This is a genomic window from Cyanobium gracile UHCC 0139, from assembly GCF_034931325.1.
Taxonomy (GTDB): Bacteria; Cyanobacteriota; Cyanobacteriia; order PCC-6307; family Cyanobiaceae; genus Cyanobium; species Cyanobium gracile_B.
Genome location: NZ_JAYGHX010000001.1, coordinates 282169 through 298544, shown reverse-complemented (window position 1 = coordinate 298544; position 16376 = coordinate 282169). Strand labels below are relative to the sequence as shown.

The 16376-nt window shown below is 70.1% G+C and carries 19 protein-coding genes; 8 read left to right on the top strand and 11 right to left on the bottom strand.

The genetic code is table 11. The features are described from left to right. Positions 1-26: 26 nt before the first annotated feature. Entirely contained in the window at positions 27-539 is a 513-nt protein-coding gene (locus tag VB738_RS01415) for a DM13 domain-containing protein (RefSeq protein ID WP_323304034.1), read from the bottom strand. 74 nt (positions 540-613) lie between these two features. Between VB738_RS01415 and VB738_RS01410 the strand changes: the two genes are divergently transcribed. Genes VB738_RS01410 through VB738_RS01395 form a run of 4 tightly spaced genes read left to right on the top strand, consistent with a single transcriptional unit; the run spans position 614 to position 3629 of the window. Next, positions 614-1651, top strand: coding sequence for a DMT family transporter (locus VB738_RS01410; RefSeq protein ID WP_323304033.1), 1038 nt, complete (start codon positions 614-616; stop codon positions 1649-1651). Next, positions 1648-2229 carry a sigma-70 family RNA polymerase sigma factor gene (locus tag VB738_RS01405; protein ID WP_323304032.1) on the top strand — a complete coding sequence of 194 codons (582 nt, stop codon included), beginning with the start codon at positions 1648-1650 and terminating at the stop codon, positions 2227-2229. Before VB738_RS01410 ends, VB738_RS01405 begins: the two co-directional genes overlap by 4 nt. Beyond that, positions 2226-2927 (top strand): anti-sigma factor domain-containing protein, encoded by a 702-nt coding sequence (locus tag VB738_RS01400; RefSeq protein ID WP_323304031.1) that lies wholly within the window; start codon positions 2226-2228, stop codon positions 2925-2927. The genes VB738_RS01405 and VB738_RS01400 overlap by 4 nt, the downstream gene beginning before the upstream one ends. A gap of 3 nt (positions 2928-2930) precedes the next feature. Continuing rightward, the gene (locus tag VB738_RS01395; protein ID WP_323304030.1) at positions 2931-3629 is read left to right on the top strand and encodes a cupin domain-containing protein; all 699 of its coding nucleotides are present in this window, start codon (positions 2931-2933) and stop codon (positions 3627-3629) included. A 22-nt stretch (positions 3630-3651) separates the two neighbouring features. On the opposite strand, the gene VB738_RS01390 is transcribed toward VB738_RS01395, so the two are convergent. The 6 genes from VB738_RS01390 to VB738_RS01365 form a co-directional block, all read right to left on the bottom strand. Then, positions 3652-4488, bottom strand: a complete 837-nt coding sequence (locus VB738_RS01390) for a metal ABC transporter permease (RefSeq protein WP_323304029.1) — start codon at positions 4486-4488, stop codon at positions 3652-3654. Between the two features lie 264 nt (positions 4489-4752). Continuing rightward, the gene (locus VB738_RS01385) at positions 4753-4965 is read right to left on the bottom strand and encodes a hypothetical protein (RefSeq protein WP_323304028.1); all 213 of its coding nucleotides are present in this window, start codon (positions 4963-4965) and stop codon (positions 4753-4755) included. Positions 4966-5214: 249 nt separating this feature from the next. Next, positions 5215-5583 (bottom strand): AbrB family transcriptional regulator, encoded by a 369-nt coding sequence (locus VB738_RS01380; protein WP_015110192.1) that lies wholly within the window; start codon positions 5581-5583, stop codon positions 5215-5217. Positions 5584-5651: 68 nt separating this feature from the next. Continuing rightward, positions 5652-6884 (bottom strand): mechanosensitive ion channel family protein, encoded by a 1233-nt coding sequence (locus VB738_RS01375; RefSeq protein WP_323304027.1) that lies wholly within the window; start codon positions 6882-6884, stop codon positions 5652-5654. Then, positions 6881-8185: an ABC transporter substrate-binding protein gene (locus VB738_RS01370; RefSeq protein WP_323304026.1), complete on the bottom strand. Its 1305-nt coding sequence runs from the start codon at positions 8183-8185 to the stop codon at positions 6881-6883. The genes VB738_RS01375 and VB738_RS01370 overlap by 4 nt, the downstream gene beginning before the upstream one ends. 46 nt (positions 8186-8231) lie before the next feature. After that, a complete protein-coding gene (locus VB738_RS01365; RefSeq protein ID WP_015110195.1) occupies positions 8232-8486 on the bottom strand; it encodes a hypothetical protein in 255 nt (84 codons plus the stop codon). Positions 8487-8548: 62 nt separating this feature from the next. On the opposite strand from VB738_RS01365, the gene VB738_RS01360 reads away from it, so the two are divergent. Then, complete coding sequence (locus tag VB738_RS01360) at positions 8549-9019, top strand: protein phosphatase (RefSeq protein ID WP_323304025.1); 471 nt, start codon at positions 8549-8551, stop codon at positions 9017-9019. Here VB738_RS01360 and VB738_RS01355 read toward each other — a convergent pair. Then, positions 8943-10259 (bottom strand): ScyD/ScyE family protein, encoded by a 1317-nt coding sequence (locus VB738_RS01355; protein ID WP_323304024.1) that lies wholly within the window; start codon positions 10257-10259, stop codon positions 8943-8945. The genes VB738_RS01360 and VB738_RS01355 overlap by 77 nt on opposite strands. A 133-nt stretch (positions 10260-10392) precedes the next feature. Between VB738_RS01355 and VB738_RS01350 the strand changes: the two genes are divergently transcribed. Further along, positions 10393-11055, top strand: a complete 663-nt coding sequence (locus VB738_RS01350) for a 2OG-Fe(II) oxygenase (RefSeq protein ID WP_323304023.1) — start codon at positions 10393-10395, stop codon at positions 11053-11055. 16 nt (positions 11056-11071) lie between these two features. Here VB738_RS01350 and VB738_RS01345 read toward each other — a convergent pair whose 3' ends face one another. Next, positions 11072-12448, bottom strand: a complete 1377-nt coding sequence (locus VB738_RS01345) for a 1-acyl-sn-glycerol-3-phosphate acyltransferase (protein ID WP_323304022.1) — start codon at positions 12446-12448, stop codon at positions 11072-11074. Positions 12449-12595: 147 nt separating this feature from the next. On the opposite strand from VB738_RS01345, the gene VB738_RS01340 reads away from it, so the two are divergent. Together VB738_RS01340 and VB738_RS01335 are read left to right on the top strand one after the other, a co-directional pair. Beyond that, on the top strand, positions 12596-13258 hold the full coding sequence (locus VB738_RS01340; protein WP_323304021.1) for a DUF47 domain-containing protein: 663 nt from the start codon (positions 12596-12598) through the stop codon (positions 13256-13258). Positions 13259-13273: 15 nt separating this feature from the next. Then, positions 13274-14650: an anion permease gene (locus VB738_RS01335; protein WP_323304020.1), complete on the top strand. Its 1377-nt coding sequence runs from the start codon at positions 13274-13276 to the stop codon at positions 14648-14650. Here the strand turns inward: VB738_RS01335 and VB738_RS01330 are convergent. Together VB738_RS01330 and VB738_RS01325 are read right to left on the bottom strand one after the other, a co-directional pair. Continuing rightward, positions 14628-15137, bottom strand: a complete 510-nt coding sequence (locus VB738_RS01330; RefSeq protein WP_323304019.1) for a hypothetical protein — start codon at positions 15135-15137, stop codon at positions 14628-14630. The genes VB738_RS01335 and VB738_RS01330 overlap by 23 nt on opposite strands. Beyond that, positions 15134-16297, bottom strand: coding sequence for a DUF2157 domain-containing protein (locus VB738_RS01325; RefSeq protein WP_323304018.1), 1164 nt, complete (start codon positions 16295-16297; stop codon positions 15134-15136). The genes VB738_RS01330 and VB738_RS01325 overlap by 4 nt, the downstream gene beginning before the upstream one ends. Between the last annotated feature and the right edge of the window lie 79 nt (positions 16298-16376).

Below are 16376 nucleotides of genomic sequence, written 5' to 3'. Positions count from 1 at the left end.
GCCTGTGGCAGCGGCTGCGGCGTGGCTCAGGGCTTGAGGGGAGCCCAGGCCATGGTGGCGTTGAACTTCTGGCACCAGATCAGCACCGATTTCTGGGCCTTCAGATCGATCGAGGCGGGGATGACGTAGCTCTGGGCGCCCTTGCTGGACTGGAGCTTCGCCAGCACCGTGTAGCTGCCGGGCTTGAGGGGGAAGCCGGGGGCCTTGGTGGCGGCCAGGGGTGTGGCCGAAGGGCTGAAGATCACCTTGAGGTCGGGGGCCATGTCGTTGGTCTTGAAGTCGCCGCTGAGGGTGAGCACCGTCTTGCCGTCTTTTTCATGGATGGAGAAGCCACCGCTGACGGGAGCCTCGGCCTTGCGGAAGCTGCCCTGGGTCATCGCCATGCCCTTGGGTTGCATCTGGGCGGTGATGGCGGGGGTGCTCCGGTCGCTGAACGGCCGGCTGAGGGGTTCGGCGTGCAGGGCCATGGTGGACAGGGCCGAGGCGGCGACCACGGTGACGAGGCTGCGGCGCAGCAGGGAACCGTTGAGGGGGGACATGCTGAAGGAACGGGGTGTGAGGAGCGAAGAGCCGTGCGATGGTGCGTTTCGGCCCCTGCCTTGGCTGTTTACCGATGAGGCCCCCCATCGGATTGCCCCAGCTGCCGCCCTCGCCGCCGCCAGTGCCGTCACGGGGCCGGGCGCTGCTGCCGCTGGGGCTCTATGTGCTGCTGCGGGGGCTGGATGCCACCGTCTTGAAGGGTCTTCAGGACTTCGGTCAGGGGCATCTGGTGCGGGGCGAGAACCCGATCAGCTTCTGCAACGTGTTCTTCCTGGCCCAGCTCACGGTGGGTCTGGCGGCCCTGCTGCCCGGGCGGCGCACGCTGGTGGCTGATCTGAAGGTGCTGGGTCCGGCGGATCAGCGTCTGCTGGCCCTCAATGCCGGCCTGGGGCTGTTCCTCGGGCCTGTCGCCTATTACTTCGCGCTGGAATCCCTCTCGGTGATCAGCCAGACCCTGCTGTTCGCCCTGGTGTTGCCCGTCTCGGCCCTGCTGGCCCGCTGGCGGCTGGGGGAGGCCCTGCCTGCCGGCTTCTGGCTCAGCCTGCTGCTGATCGGCGCCGGTTTGCTGCTGCCCCAGGGCGCCATGGCCGTCGATGCCGGCCGGATGGATCAAGCCGCCGGCATCGCCTGGGCCCTGGTGGGGGTGCTGGCCTTTGCCGGTTCGGCCGTCAGCGGCCGCAGCATTGCCGCCCGGGGGTGGCCGGCGGCGGTAGGGATCGGGGTGCCCACCCTGCTGTCCGCGCTGGTGTTCGGGGTCATCGCCCTGGTGCTGTTCGGACCGCATCATTTCTTCCTGCTGCGCCTCTGGTGGGTGGTGGGCGTGATCGGCGTCTATGCCCTGTCCCTCTCCCTGGGCCGGGAACTGGCGCTGCGCCGGGCCTACCGCAGCTGCAGCGTGGCGGTTGTCTCCCTCTGGGGTTCCCTGGCCCTGGTGGTGGCGGTTTTCAGCGCCGCCGTGCTGCTGGGGGAGCCCCTGAGCGGCCCGGTCCTGGCCGGCTCGGCCCTGGTGCTGACCGGGGTCCTCGCCAGTCGCTGGCGAGGACCCATCCGATCGGGGCCTTCACCGGTACCTGGGGAACGGGACCCCAACCGGATGCCACCTTGGTTTTGAATTCCTCTGACGCCGATGCTCCCCCACGCCGTCCGCGGCTGCGGGGCCACCTCGGCGAGCGTCTCGGCGCTGACGACGACCTGGAGGAGGTCTACGACAGCTGTGGCGGACCGGTCTACCGCCTGGCCCTGCGGCTCTGCCGCTCAAGCCACGAGGCGGAAGACCTCGCCCACGACGTCTTCCTTCGCTACCGGCAGCAGGGGGGGTACGACCCTGCCCGGGGACCTGTGCTGGCCTACCTGCTGCTGATGACGCGCTCGATGGCGATCAATCGCATCAACCAGCGCGCCAACCGCTGGCAGCTGATGCAACGCTGGTCGGAGCACCTGTTCCCTGCGGCTGTGTCCACGCCCCACGAAAGTGCCGAGGCCGAGGATCTGGCGGAGAGAGTCCGCGCCGCCCTCGCGGCCATCCCCGCCAACCAGCGGCAGGTGCTCGAGATGGCCTACTACGAAGGTCTGAGCCAGTCGGCGATCGGCGCGCTGCTGGAGCTGCCCCTCGGCACCGTCAAGACCCGCGCCCGCCAGGGCCTGATCCGCCTGCGGGCCCTGCTCCACGATTCGCCCGCCAACCCATGAACACCCACGCCACGACCACACCCGGCCCCTCCGGCATCGACGCCCTTCTGGCCGGCCATGCCCTAGGGGATCTGGATGAGGAGGAGCGCGAGCAGCTGTCCGTCCTGCTGAAGGAGCGTCCAGAACTGCGCGGCCGCCTCAGGCAGTTCAGCACCACCCTGGAACTGCTGCCCCTGGCGCTGCCGGCCACGGCGGTGCCGCCTCCCGCCCTGCGCCGGCGTCTGCTGGAGCCCCGGCCCCAGCGGAGGCCCTGGCGCCTCTGGCTGGTGCCCTCCCTGCTGGCGGCAGGCCTGCTGGTGCTTGCCGGTGAGCTGCACCAGACCCGTCAGCAACTGGCGGGGTTGCAGCGGCAGCTGTCCCCGGCACCGCTCGCCGATCCGCGTGTGATGCCGCTGCAGGCCGTGCAGCCCGGCCAGCAGGCGGTCGGTGAGGTGCTGGTCACCGGCAACCGCACGCACAACCTGCTCACCCTCAGCCACCTGCCCCCCCTGCCGCCGCAGCGCACCTACCGCCTCTGGGCCACCGTGGACGGCAAGACCGTCGGTTGCGTCCACTTTGTGCCCAATGCCCGCGGCCAGGTGGCCATGCCCATCCCCCTCTCCCCCACCAGCCAGGCCAGCGCCGTCAGCGTCAGCGTCGAAGGCGACCCCAACGGCCCGGCGCCCAGGGGCCCGGTGCTGCTCACCAGCTCCCTCTGAACGATGGCCCCCGCCCCCCTCCCCACCCAGCTCCATGCCGATCCGGGCCTGCGGGTCGTCGTTGACAGCGGCTCCCTGCCCTGGTATCCCTCACCTCTGCCCGGGGTGGAGCGGCGCCCGTTGGAGCGCGACGGCGGCGAGGTCGCCCGGGCCACCTCGATCGTCCGCTACGCCCCCGGCAGCCGTTTCTCCCCCCATGGGCACGACGGTGGCGAGGAGTTCCTGGTGCTCGAGGGGGTCTTCTCGGATGAGCAGGGCGACTACGGCCCCGGCACCTACGTCCGCAACCCGGTCGGCTCCGCCCATGCCCCCTTCAGTGAGGGCGGCTGCACGATCCTGGTGAAGCTGCGCCAGATGGATCCGGCCGACCAGACGCGGGTGGTGATCGACACCGGCCGCTCCACCTTCGTGCCCGGCCTGGTTCCCGGCCTGACGGTGCTGCCCCTGCACGGCTTCGGCACCGAACAGGTGGCCCTGGTGCGCTGGGAGCCCGGAACCCGCTTCCCCCTCCACGCCCACCCGGGCGGTGAGGAGATCTTCGTGCTCGAGGGGGTCTTCGAGGACGAGCAGGGGGCCTACCCGGCCGGCACCTGGCTGCGCAACCCGGCCGGCAGCCGCCATGCGCCCTTCAGCAGCCGCGGTTGTCTGATCTGGGTCAAGACGGGCCACCTCGACCGGGTCCTGGCCCCCCCGACCCCCTGATCGGCGCCCGGCGGATCGCCGCTCAGGAGGTCGCCGCCCGGCCCCGCAGCGGAGCCACCGCCAGGGCCACCAGGAAGGCCACCAGCTGGGCGATCACGACACAGGGGCCGGAGGGCAGCGCGAAGGCGGCCGACGCCAGCAGGCCGAGCACGGCGCCGCTGGCCCCCAGTCCGGCGGAGAGGACCACGTAGGTGCCGAAGCGCCGGCTCACCAGCCGCGAGGCACAGGCGGGGATGACCACGAAGGCACTGATCAGCAGCACCCCCACCGCCTTGACGGAGATGGCCACCACCACGGCCAACAGGACCAGGAACAGCAGCCGGTGCAGGGAGACGGCCACCCCCCGGGAGCGGGCCAGGGGTTCATCGAGGGTGAGCAGCACCTGGTCGCGCCGGGTGAGGGTCAGGTAGCCGGTGGTGACGACGAGCAGGGCCCCGATCAGGGCCAGGTCGAGCCAGGTGACGCCCAGGATGTCACCGAACAGGAGCTGCTGAATGCCGCCCTTGTAGACGCGCAGGAGGCTGAGGGCCACCACGGCCAGGGCGAGCGAGGAGGAGTAGACGATGTTCAGCAGGGCATCGGCCGGCAGCTTGCTGCGCTGCACGAGCTGGTTCGTCATCAGGGCGAACACCACCGCGAAGGGGATCAGCACCAGGGTGGGATCGATGCCCAGCAGCAGGCCCAGGGTGATGCCGAGCAGGGCGGAATGGCCCAGGGCGTCGCTGAAGAAGGAGAGCTGCCGCAGTACGGCGAAGCTGCCCAGCACGCCGCCGAGGGCGCCGCTGAGAAGTCCGCCGAGCAGAGCCCGCTGCATGAAGGGAAGCTGCAGCAGCTCCACCAGGGTCGATGCCCCAGCCATGCCCTCGCTCATGGGCGGTGTCCCCGGTCCGTCGCTGCCATCGGCTCAGGGTACCCAGGGCGGACGGGCCAGAGCCTCAGGAGCGTGGGTGGGCCGGGGCCTCAGGAGAGTGGGTGGGCCAGCACCAGGTCCAGCGCCTCGACGACCAGGGCCAGGGAGGCCGCCAGCAGGGTCAGGCGGCCGGCACGGCAGAACAGCCGTGAGGTGATGACGAAACCCATCGGGATCATGGGTGTGCTCCGGTGCAGGGCAAAGGGGAAGGACTCAGTGGCTGGGGCGATGCAGGGGACGCAGATCCGGCAGGGCGACGGAGAAAGCGGGGGATCCGTGGCGGGTGAGGGGCCAGCGCCGCACCCAGCAGCTGTCGGTCTCCTCGTCGATGCTGATCACCTGGTAGGTGCCGCCCTGGCGGCTGCTCAGCGCCACGAAACTGCCGGGATGCAGGGCTGCTGCCGGATGGGATGGGGGGTAAGGCATGGATCGGACCACGCATCAGCCCTCAAAGTAACAGAAGGTTGCGTATTGGTTGACGATTCACCCCACCGTGTGCATTCCAAAGCACGGGGTCACCCCCGCAAACGCGTAGCCCCCCTCGAGCATGACCCGAGGGGGGCTACTTTGCGAAGCGTTGGCGAGTTGATCAATCTCCCCGGGCCCGCACGTTTGTTCTAGATCGGAGGCGATGGCTACAGCGGTGAGCGGTACATAGCTTCACGCGCCGTCGTCTCACTCATCGTCGTCGGAGCCGCCCACGGGCACCAGTCGGATCGCCTTGCGACCGAGCTTGATCTCGAATTCATCGCCCGGCTCCAGGCCCAGCATCGCGGTGTAGGCCTTGCCCACCAGCAGATTGCCATTGAACTGGACCTTGGCGGTATAGCCGAGCTTGCGTCCGGCCTTGGTGGCCGCCTTGCCGACGCCGTCGCCGAGGTTGATCCCCTTGGCATCGAGAAGCGCCTCGTAGAAGGCCGTGAAGTTCAGGCGCTCGTTGCCGTCCTTCTTGGTGCTCACGTAGCCGCAGCTACGCACCAGATCGGACTTCGAAGCATCGCCCAGCTCTTTCACCTTGGCGAGCAGATCGGCACCTTTGAGCATGATGCAATGGCGGTTGGTATTGCTCGTGATTGTACAACTCGGGCCTGCGATCGCCAGTGGAGCCAGGTTCAGCTTTTGGGTGGACCCTCGACCCGATACTGCACCTGCTGCGGGAAGGGGATCTCGATCTGTCGGTCCCGGAAGGCCCGCCAGATGGCGGCCTGCACTTCGCTGCAGATGGAGACGTTATCCATCGGGTTGGCGATCCAGAAACGCAGGGCATAGTCGATGGAGGAATCGCCGTAACGGAGCAGCAGGCCCTTCGGTGCCGGACTGGTCAGAATCCGGCTCTGGCCGCGGGCCGTGGCCTCCAGCAGGGCGATCACGTCGTCGGGATCGTGGTGGTAGGCCGCACTCACCAGCACCTGGCTGCGCCGCAGGGTGTCGGTGCCCGTGTAGGTCACGGTGGTGTTGGTGAAGAAGGTCTGGTTGGGAATCACCAGTTCGGCGTTGTCCCGGTCACGCCAGAGCACCGCTGCCCGCAGGCCGAGGCTGCGCACTTCGCAGGGATCGCCGTCGATGAAGAGCACCTCCCCAGGCCGCACCGACCCCTCGAACAACAGCCAGAGACCGCTGACGAAGTTCGAGAAGACTTCCTTGATGCCGAAACCCAGGCCCACCGAAAGGCCTCCCGCCACCGCCAGGATCGCGGTCCGGTTGAAGCCCACGTGATCGAGGGCCCAGACGATGCCGACGGCCACCGCCGCATAGCGGATCATCAGGGCCAGGGCCCGGCGGCTGCCGTTGCTGATGCCCACGCTGCGCTGCACCAGCCAGGCCACACCCTGGGCCGGCGGCCCGGTGCCCATGGCCAGCACGTAAACGATCAGCACCGCCAGCAGAAAGCTGCCCAGGGTCACCTCGGAACCGAACCATTCGCCGATGGGGATGAGGGCCAGATCCTGGGGGTTGTCGAACACCCGGATCACCAGAAGCACGGCGACCAGGAGGTAAGCCGGGCGGATCAGGCGGGTCTCCAGCACCTGCATCTGCTGGTGGTGGATGAAACGCCCCAGCACCAGTCGCACCCCCCCCAGACCCAGCCAGCCCAGGTAGAGGAGCAGTCCGAGCAGCACCAGGCCGAAGGGTTGGCCGGCCAGGGCCAGGGCCAGAGACAGCAGGCTGAGCAGGCCGGTGATCACCACCGCGCTCCGGCCGGCCAGGGGAAAGCGGGGCCCCAGACGGCGGCACAGCGCTCCCTGGCCGAGGAACACCAGCAGCAGCAGCAGCACCTGCACGCGCACCTCCAGGCGCTGCAGGTAGCCGAACCAGCCGGCGATCTCCAGCAGCAGCACATTCATCGGACCCTTCCGCCACTGAGGAGCTCCACCAGAGCCGCGAGGGCCTCCGGCTGGCTCAGGTCATCGAACAGGTAGCGGGTGAGCAGGGCCTGCCACCCCTCCCGCTGGCTCTTGGTGCTCGCTTCGAGGCGGATCGTGGCGCGATCCATCGACTGCTGCCGGCCCTCCACCATGGCCGCCACAATCGAGGAACTGCGCACCGGTGGCGCCACCTCCCGGTTCACCGGCAGCACGTACTGGTTGCGCAGGATCATGTCCCGCTGGTGCAGGGGACTGATGGCGAACCGGGCCAGGGCCAGGGCCAGTCGGCGCTGGTCCGGACTGGAGTTGACGCCGAAGGCGATCACCCGCTCCCGGGTGACCGGGCTGGCTTCACCGAACGGCCCCGACGGCAGGGGGGCGACACCGAGGTTGTCGCCCAGGCGCGAGCGCAGCCGGGTGATGTTGATGCTGCGGCAGGGAATCCAGTCGAGGGCACCGGCCATCAGCTCCTTGAGCAGTTCCGTCTCGGTGGGGTACACGGTGACGTGCTGCTGCTGGTCGGCCATGCGCAGCCACTCCAGCCAGCCCTGCAGGCCCTGCCGGGTCTTCGGGGTCGCCGGCTTTCCGGCCAGCAGGTCGCTGAAGGCGTCGATCGCCCCGAGGGGGCCCAGGGTCCAGGCCAGGTTGACCGCATCGAGGGACAGCCCCACCTCCATCCCCTTGGCGCTGAAGGCCAGCAGCTCCTCGAGGCTGGTGGGGCTCTGCCTGACGCGGCGCCGATCGAAACAGGCCACCTGGGGCTGGAGCTCCATGGGGATGCCCGTCAGGGTGCCGTCCCTGCGCCGTACGCGTACGACCGAACCCGCATCGAGCTGGTCCAGCACCACGGCCGGAAAGGAGACGGTAGTGATGAGTCGCTCGCGGGCCAGCTCCTGGGCGGTGGATTCGTTCACCAGCAGCAGATCGGGGCTCAGGCCGGTGCGGTTGCGGACGAGGAGTTCGTTGCGCAGGTTCTCCTCCGGGAAGACCTCCACCTGCAGCCGCACCCTGGGCTGGAGGGTGCGGAAGGTCGTCTGGAGCAGGGTCGTGCGCATCCTGATCTCCTTCTGCAGCTCGGTGTCCAGGGCGTCCTGGCTGACCCCCACCGCGATGTAAAGGGTGCCCTCAAGGGGGCGCAGCATCGGCTGCAGGCGCCTGCCCTGGCAGCCCCCCATGCTGGCCATCAGCGGGAGGGCCAGGCCCGCCGCGATCACCCCGATGGCGGCCCGCCACCGGCCCTGGCCAGGCGGGGTTGGGGAGCGGTGGAAGATGGGAATCACATGGGGAGGTTAGGGGCGTTGTCCGCGGCCGCCCCCAGAGCGCCCCTCAGTCCTCGGGGTAGAGCAGTTCGGCAAGTTCGTCGGGATCCACGTCGTAGACGCGGGCCAGGGTGGTTTCGATGGCGCTGGTCACCACGTCCGGCAGGAAGCGCATCGCGTTCAGGGCGTCGTCGGCGATGTCATCGGTGAGGACCTTGTCGCCCCCCAGCTTCTCGTCGTTGATCACGGCCATCACCCAGCTCTGGTAGGCGGTGACGAGATCGGCGAACTCGAGCTCAGGATCGTTCAGATCGAGGGCCATCGGGCGTCTCCAGGGACGGTCGTTGCCCCTGCAGTTTGCCGCCTGGCCGCCAGGATGGCCGGATGGATCAGGAACCCCTGCCATCGGTGGCCTCCCTGCAGGGCACCCTGTTCGACTTCGCCATCGCCGAGCTGGTGCGCCAGCACCGGCAGAGCTTCCCGCCCCTGTGGACGGCCGAGAGCTGGGCCAAGCTGCTGATCTGGCTGGCCCTGAGCTGCGGCTGCTCCGGCGACACCCTCGCCCTGGAGGCCTTTGCGGCCGCCCTGGGTCCGACGCTCACGGCCCGCATGCGGCGGCTGTTCTTCGAGCGGGAGCTTCCCGACCTCAACCTGCGGGTGATGGCGGATCCGGCCGAGCAGCAGGTGCTGCTGCTGGCCTTGGAGGCCGGGCCCGTGCCCGGCGCCCCGCAGGCCATCGCTGCGGAGCGGGTGGCCGCCGCCCTTGAGGCCGTGGGCCTCAGCCCCCTGGTGACGGACGATCGCCTCCGCTGGCAGTCGCTGGAGGCGCTGGTCGCCGTGCCCTGGCGGCGCTGAGGCCTCCACAACGGCGCCGCAGCCGCCGGGCCTGGGCGAAGGCGACGCCGACACCGAGCAGGGGCAGGGGGCCGGGGGTCGGCACGGGGGTGAGGGCGAGTAGCTGGCCGTTCACCCCGTCACCATCGTTGGCCACGTAGATCGTGCCGTCGCGGCCGACGGCCAGCCCGGTGGGGCTGACCAGGTCATCGAAGATCGTCCGGACGCTGCCATCGAGGCCCAGCCTCAGGATGCTGCCCGACGGGGGGCCAAAAAAGTCATCGCTGTACTGGAGCAGGTAGAGCGCATCATCCGGACCGGCGGCGATGTCGATGAGGTTGCTGAAGCCGCTGGCAAATTTCGTCACCGGGTTGGTGAAGTCGTAGCGGAACACGTCGGCGCTCCCGGGGGCGAAGGGAAAGCCGGAGAGCTGGGTGATGTAGAGCGCCCCGTCGGGGCCGATGGTCAGGCCGGTGGGCACGGCCTGGGCCGGGACTTCGGGGAAGGGGAAGGGGAACGGCAGGTGGGAGGTGCTGACGAGCTCCTCCGGGAACACGTTCACCAGTGAGACCTGGTTGGCAGCGTCCGCCTTCACCAGGCTGTTGCCGCCGGAATCGGTGACGTAGGTGTCGTCCCCGTGCACCACCAGGGCGAAGGGATTGCTGTTGAGATCCTTGCCGTCGGGGTTCTGGGCCGCTTCGAACGCGGCGATGTCGGCCAGGGGCGTCAGGCTGCCGGCGCCCAGGTCGATGGCGACCGTCTTTCCGAAGAGGGGGCTGCCGGCGGCGGGAATCAGGTTGGGGTTGGCACCGAAGCCGAAGACCCCGAACAGCTGGCCGGAGCCGTCGAACGCGAGGTCCGCCAGGCCCGTCCCCTCAGGGAACAGGGGGGAGGACTGGACCGCCAGGGACGGCAGGTTGGAGAGGGCCCTGGAATAGACGTTGGTGGAGCGGTCGAACTGACCCACGGCCCCGGTGGTGCCGTAGCAAAGGGTGTTGCCGCTGCCGGCGAGGATGCAGGGGCCGCTGCCGCCCCGGCCCGCCTCGCTGAGCACCAGGTTGCCGTTCGGGGCGATCGTCAGGCCGCGCGGATTCTCCAGCCCCGTCACCAGGGTCCGGGCCCGGTACGGGGCGGCGTCGGCGGGGGCGCCCGCCGCCAGCAGGCTGACCCCGGCCCAGGTCCCCAGGGCCAGGCCCAGAAGCCCCTGGCCTGGCCGGAGCGGGCGTTGGCGGGAGGCGGCGGTCCGCGGCGATGGCGACATCGGCAGGTTGGTCTGAAGGAGGCGTCAGGTGGCACTCTGCCGATCCTGCTGGTCCCGTCAAGACGCCCTCGACACCTGCCATGGACGGCGGGCCTCCGTTCTAGGGTCCACATCCGAGAGGACCCGGGCGCGGATGCGGCTGATCGGCAGCTTCGAGGATCCTGGCTATCTGGCCCTGGCCGATGCGGCGATGGCCTTCTTCGACCGCCGCAGCGACCTGCAGCGCCGCGGCGTCGCCTTCAGCTTCGACAGCGAAGGCCACCCCGGCGCGGCCGGGTCGGCGGAGGCGCCGGACGCCCCCGGCAAGGTCTCCACCGACATCAGCCTGGTGTGGATCGACCGCTCCGATCCGGAGGCCCAGGGCTTGGCGGACGTGATCATGCGCGGCGTCTCCGTCGGCCTGAAGCGCTACCTGGCCGAGCGGCCCCTGTTCCTCTCCTGCTGTCCGGAGCGCTCCCTGTTCGTCAACCCGATCTTCAACCTGCAGCGTTACGCGCCGGGGGAAGGGTTCTACAGCTGGCACTGCGACTGGAACACCAGCGACGAGGCCACCGAGCCGATCCGGCGCGTGCTGGCCTGGATCCTCTACCTCAACACGGTGCCGGAGGGCGGCACCGAATTCCACTGGCAGGACCACCACGAGGAGGCCGTCAAGGGCAAGCTGGCGATCTTCCCCGCCGGCCTCTCCCACCTGCACCGGGGCCGCGTCAGCCAGACCCACACCAAGACCATCGCCACCGGCTGGATCAATGCCGGCACGCTGGACGCCTACGTGGCGCGTCTCGCCGCCGGCTGAGGCCCCATGCCAGCGGTCAGTCCAGGGGCGACGGCACGATCAGCCCCTCCAGCCGCCGCTGCAGCTCCTCGGTGAGGGCCTGCACCGCCCGGCGCCGATCCCGGCGGTAGTCGGCGAGGTGCCCATCCACCACGATCGGTCGGTCGATGCTGATCCGCACCTTCCGCAGGCCCAGCCGGGGGCGCTGGTTCGCGGTGCGGCCCCGGATCCGGCACTGGGTGTCCCAGAGCAGCAGCAGGGTGTCGGCGAAACGCTCCTGGCTCGGCCGCTCCCGCACATAGCTGCCGCTCACCGCGACAAAGGACTCCACCACGCGCATGTGCCACAGCTGGGCCTCGGTCTCCTCCGCCAGCCGGTCGGCCAGGGCCCCGGCCAGGGGGCTGGAGGGCTCGTTGCCGGGGGGCAGGGCGGGGTAGAGCCGATCCCAGCCGGCCTGCTCCAGGCGCCGGCAGCGGTCGGTGAGGCTGCCGCAGGGCTGCATCCCGAAGGACTGCTCCACCCGCCGCAGGGCCAGATCCATCAGCCGCTGCAGTCGGGGTCCGAAGGCGGGCTCCGGCTCCGCGGTGTCCGAGGCGGGATCGCACGCCTCCGGTACGGCCAGGTGCACCTTGTCGCGGTAGAAGGCCTCCATCTGCTCGAGCATCCGCTCCCCGAGGTGCACGAGCCGCCCGTGCAGCCGGGAGGGGTCGAGGTCGTGGCCGGGATCGGGGGCCAGGCCGGCCCCCTCCTCCAGGCGGCAGAGCAGCGCCTCGATCGCCCCCCAGACCGGCGCGATGAAGCTGTACTGCAGGCCGATCGGCAGCAGATCCATCCGCTCGCGGCGACCGGCGGCCGCCAGGTCGGCGGCCGTCCAGAAGGCGAGCTGGGCGGTGCCGGGCTCCAGGGGGCTGAGGCGTTCGTTGTGGCCGTTGGTGGCCCCCTCCGGCGCCAGGGCGAAGGGATGGGGCCCCTCCAGCAGCAGCCGCCGGGCCGTGCGCAGGGCGGGCAGATCGAGCTTGCTGCGTTGGATCGAGGCGCCCCCCAGGTGGGTGAAGATCCACCCCATCGCCGGCCCGGCCCAGAGGGGGATGCCGCGGTCGAACAGGAACTGGCCGGTGGGCGCCGGATCGAAGCGCTGGCCCTGCCGTCGGCCCGCCCGGGCCAGCTCCACCCAGAGCAGCCGGGCCATGCTCAGGGGATCGTCGAGGCTCGGGTGCCGGAAGGCGAGCAGCAGCCGGCTCTCCCCGGCCTGGAAGGAGCGCATCGCCTCCACCAGCGTGGCCATGCCCTCCACCTCCACCGCCGTGATCCGGCAGCGCCAGCGCAGCCACAGCGGCAGCACGATCCGGCCCAGCGCCAGCACCCGACCATCCAGGCGGGGGGGCAGGAACTCCAGCGGCGGGGCGGTGGCCATCGGCGGAGGCTAGGCGGGGTGATCGCTGCTGCGCCGCGCGATCGGATCGGAGGGTGCCGGCTGCAGGGGTTGCGAACATTCTGAGGACGCGTTCTGAAGCGGAGCAGCCCCCGTTACCGTGCTCAGACGGGTCCGTGAGCGAGGCAGGTGTCCAACGAAACCCCTCCCCTGTTCGGAAAAACCAGATTTCTCGAGGGCCTGATCGATCAATTCCTCGACCAGATCTCAGAAGGCATCATCCTTGTGGAGATGGGGATCAAGGCCTATCTCTCCAACGATGAAGACACGGACATCTGCCTGGAGAAGCTGAATCAGATCATCGAGATCAAAAGGCGCTGCAGTGAACTGCGCCGCACGATCGTGACCATGCTCTACACCGAGATGCTGCTGCCCGATGCCCGTGGTGACGTGCTGCGACTGCTCGGCAGCCTGTTTGAGCTGCTCGATGAGATGGGTGACAATTACCAGGAGTTGATGATCGTCCAGCCGCGGCGAATGCCGGAGTTTGGTCAGGATTTCGCGGATCTCACCAACATGGCGATCCGCAGTGTGCAGGCCGTGGTGGTGGCGGCTCGCACCTTTTTCCGCATGCCGGCGGCGGTGCGCGACCACATCAACGAGGTGCGGGTGTTCGAGGATGAAACCGACAAGCTCGCTTGGCGGATCAAGCGCAGGATCTTTGCCGCCGATCTCAGCTTCGAGCAGCGCACGCAACTGCGTGAGGCCGCGGCGATGATCGACGCCCTCGCGGACAAGGCGGAGAACATCGGCGACAGCCTCTCGATCTTCGCGATCAAGCGCTCGCTCTGAGCCGGAGCTTCGACCATGGCCTTGATCGTCACCCTGATCTTTCTCTCCAGCGGCCTGTTCCTCGGCTGGTCGATGGGCGCCAACGACGCCTCCAATGCCTTCGGCACCGCCGTGGCCACGCGGATGATCCGCTTCTCCACCGCCGCCTTCCTTTGCAGCGTGTTCGTGATCATCGGTGCGGTCACCAGCGGCACCGGCGCGGCAGAGGGGCTCGGACAGCTGGGAGCGATCAACGCTCTGCCGGGGGCCTTCACCGCCGCCCTGGCGGCCGCGCTCACGGTGGCCTGGATGAGCAAGGTGGGGCTGCCGGCCTCCACCAGCCAGGCGGTGGTGGGCTCGATCCTCGGCTGGAATCTGTTCAGCGGCTCCCCCACCGACCTAGGCACGCTGCGGCGGATCGTGGCCACTTGGGTGATCTCGCCGGTGCTCGGGGCGATCTTTGCGATGCTGCTCTATACGCTGCTGGTGCAGTGGATCCGGCTCACCAAGCCCCATCTGCTCTCGCTCGATCGCAACACCCGCAGCGGCCTGATCCTGGCGGGCATCTTCGGCTCGTACGCCATCGGCGCCAACGGCATCGGCAACGTGATGGGCTTCTTCGTGGAAGCCTCGCCTTTCCGTGACCTGACCCTGGGGCGGTTCAATGTGACCTCGGTGGAGCAATTGTTTCTGCTCGGCGGCATCGCTGTGGCCGTTGGCGTCTACACCTATTCGCGCCGCGTCATGATGACGGTGGGTGACAGCCTTCTGGCCCTCTCACCCCTGGCCGCCTTCGTGGTGGTGGTCTCCCATTCGCTGGTGTTGTTCATCTTCTCCTCCACGGCGCTGGAGAGCCTGCTGGCGAGCTGGGGGTTGCCGACGATTCCCCTGCTGCCGGTCTCGGGATCGCAGGCCGTGATCGGCTCGGTGCTCGGCATCGGGCTGCTCCAGGGCCTCCGGGGCGTGCGGCAGATCCGCTGGGGGGTGCTGGTGGGGATCGCCTCCGGCTGGGTCACCACGCCCCTGATCGCGGCGGTGATCGGCTTCGTCCTGTTGTTCGTGGTGCAGAACGTCTTCGGGCAGGAGGTGTTCCGCCCGCTCGATCAGGGGCTCAGGCCAGCGGCGATCGAGCGCGTCAATGGGGCCCGCCTCCCCCAGCTTGCTGTGGTGGCTCCCCGCCTTGCTGCGCACGGAGTGACAGCCTCTGCAGCGTCGTCCGATCCCCACAGGCTTCACACGACGCTCCGTCCGTTCGCCATCTCCGACCGGGTGCATCAGCATCGCCGAGGCCTTCCTGCCGCTGAGGACCACCAGGAGCCGGGTGATTCGGATGATCGGGCTGGTGCGCCGTCGCCGGTTTCGGCGGCGATGAACACGGCCGGCGCCAACCTCAGCGCAGCTCCAGGGGGGTGATCGGCCCGTCGCCCCGCTGCACCCCCAGCCGGATCGGCCGGGGCGGACCCTGCCCCGGCAGGGTCACCTCCACCCACAGCTGCTCGCCGGCCGGGCGGCGGGAGGGATCGACCACCCCGGGCGGAATGAAGTAGGCCACCGATGGCCCCAGGCGCCAGCGTTCGCCCTGCGGCGTCGCCGGCAGGCTGCGGGAGCGGGGGGTGGCGGGTCCGGCCAGCATGGCCCGCACCCGGGCGGCCTCGCTGTGCAGCACCAGCCGCTCCCCCGACCAGGGCCTGGACTGGCCGGCCGGCAGCTCGGGGGCTGGCACCAGCAGGGCCAGGTTCACATAGCGCCCCCGGATCGGCAGGTAGGGATCCACCGGCTCGCTCAGGATCCAGCCCCGGGGCCGGGTGGCCCGATCCAGCAGCAGCTGGCCCCCCAGGCTCAGCAGCAGTCCGCCCTGCAGCAGGGCCACCAGGAGGCCCCGCGCCGGCGCGGGGATCATGGGGTCCCCCTGCCGATGGCCCGGGCCACGAGCCGGCGGCGCAGCAGCTCCAGGCCCCAGCCGCCGCCGAGGAACAGCACCCCCAGGCCGATCAGGCTGGCGGAGCGCCCCAGGCTGTCCATCACCTGGGACACGTAGAAGGCCAGCACGTCGACGGCGATCAGGGCGGCGCCGAGGTTGACCCGCTCCGCGCGGCCCTCCATCACGCCCCAGGCCACCAGCAGCAGGCCGCCGACCGCCCACCACAGATAGGTGAACACGCCGGCGTCCTGGTGGCTGCTCCAGGCCAGCGCCACCCCGGGGAGCAGCCAGCCGATCGCCACCGCCAGGGGCCAGGCGCGCCGCCCCCGCAGGCGCAGGGCCAGCAGCAACGGTGCCCCGAGGGCGACGGCCCAGCCGACGGCCGCCAGGGGCAGCGGCAGGGGGGCGGTGGCGGGGCCCCCGTGGCTGAACAGCTGCCAGAGCAGGCCCGTTGGCAGCAGGCCCAGCCCGCCGAGCCAGAGCAGCACCCGCCGCGGCGCCGGGGCGGCGCCCGCCCCCGCCGGCGCCGCCAGATAACAGAGGCTGAGCAGCAGCAGGCCCGCCGCCGGTGCCAGCGCGGCCGTCGGATCCCCGGATCCCCGCTGCAGTCCCTCGGTGGCGGCGTCGACCGCCCGCTGCCATTCACCGACCAGCCAGGCCGGCCCCAGCAGGGCCAGCAGCGCCAGTTGGGGCCACTGGCGCAGCAGGGCCCAGCCCAGACCCGCGCCGATGGCCCAGAGCAGCAGCCCCAGGGGCCAGTGGGCCTCGAGGTGGAACAGCTGGCCGGCCAGGAACAGGCCCGCCCCCAGCGTCACCGTGCCCACGCCGTGCAGGCTCACCGCCAGGGGCGGGAAGCGCTCCTCCACCGCAGCGGCGCCCCCGTGCAGCCCCACCACCGAAGCCAGAAGCAGGGCGAAGCGTTGCCCCGGCGCCAGGGCCTGCCAGTGGGTGGAGACGAACAGCAGCAAGCCGGCGGCCACCAGCACGCCCCCCAGGGCGACCGCCACCAGCACCGGCACCCGCAGCCGCTGGGGGCTGGGCTGGGTCCGTTCCCAGGCACGGATGGCCTCGGCGCCGGCTGGGTCGATCAGGCCCGCCTGCCGCCAGCGCTCCAGCCGTGATTCCCAGCCCTCCGCCATGGGATCAGGGTACGGAAGCCGAGTCGCGCTCGAGGTGGGTCAACGGCATGAACCTTTCCCGAAGCGGCGATGCAGCGGA

Coding starts and splice junctions, on each gene's coding strand:
- VB738_RS01415 (WP_323304034.1), bottom strand. CDS start 539: ATGTCCCCCCTCAACGGTTCCCTGCTGCGCCGCAGCCTCGTCACCGTG.
- VB738_RS01410 (WP_323304033.1), top strand. CDS start 614: ATGAGGCCCCCCATCGGATTGCCCCAGCTGCCGCCCTCGCCGCCGCCA.
- VB738_RS01400 (WP_323304031.1), top strand. CDS start 2,226: ATGAACACCCACGCCACGACCACACCCGGCCCCTCCGGCATCGACGCC.
- VB738_RS01395 (WP_323304030.1), top strand. CDS start 2,931: ATGGCCCCCGCCCCCCTCCCCACCCAGCTCCATGCCGATCCGGGCCTG.
- VB738_RS01390 (WP_323304029.1), bottom strand. CDS start 4,488: ATGGCTGGGGCATCGACCCTGGTGGAGCTGCTGCAGCTTCCCTTCATG.
- VB738_RS01385 (WP_323304028.1), bottom strand. CDS start 4,965: ATGCCTTACCCCCCATCCCATCCGGCAGCAGCCCTGCATCCCGGCAGT.
- VB738_RS01380 (WP_015110192.1), bottom strand. CDS start 5,583: ATGCTCAAAGGTGCCGATCTGCTCGCCAAGGTGAAAGAGCTGGGCGAT.
- VB738_RS01375 (WP_323304027.1), bottom strand. CDS start 6,884: ATGAATGTGCTGCTGCTGGAGATCGCCGGCTGGTTCGGCTACCTGCAG.
- VB738_RS01365 (WP_015110195.1), bottom strand. CDS start 8,486: ATGGCCCTCGATCTGAACGATCCTGAGCTCGAGTTCGCCGATCTCGTC.
- VB738_RS01360 (WP_323304025.1), top strand. CDS start 8,549: ATGGATCAGGAACCCCTGCCATCGGTGGCCTCCCTGCAGGGCACCCTG.
- VB738_RS01355 (WP_323304024.1), bottom strand. CDS start 10,259: ATGTCGCCATCGCCGCGGACCGCCGCCTCCCGCCAACGCCCGCTCCGG.
- VB738_RS01350 (WP_323304023.1), top strand. CDS start 10,393: ATGCGGCTGATCGGCAGCTTCGAGGATCCTGGCTATCTGGCCCTGGCC.
- VB738_RS01345 (WP_323304022.1), bottom strand. CDS start 12,448: ATGGCCACCGCCCCGCCGCTGGAGTTCCTGCCCCCCCGCCTGGATGGT.
- VB738_RS01335 (WP_323304020.1), top strand. CDS start 13,274: ATGGCCTTGATCGTCACCCTGATCTTTCTCTCCAGCGGCCTGTTCCTC.
- VB738_RS01330 (WP_323304019.1), bottom strand. CDS start 15,137: ATGATCCCCGCGCCGGCGCGGGGCCTCCTGGTGGCCCTGCTGCAGGGC.
- VB738_RS01325 (WP_323304018.1), bottom strand. CDS start 16,297: ATGGCGGAGGGCTGGGAATCACGGCTGGAGCGCTGGCGGCAGGCGGGC.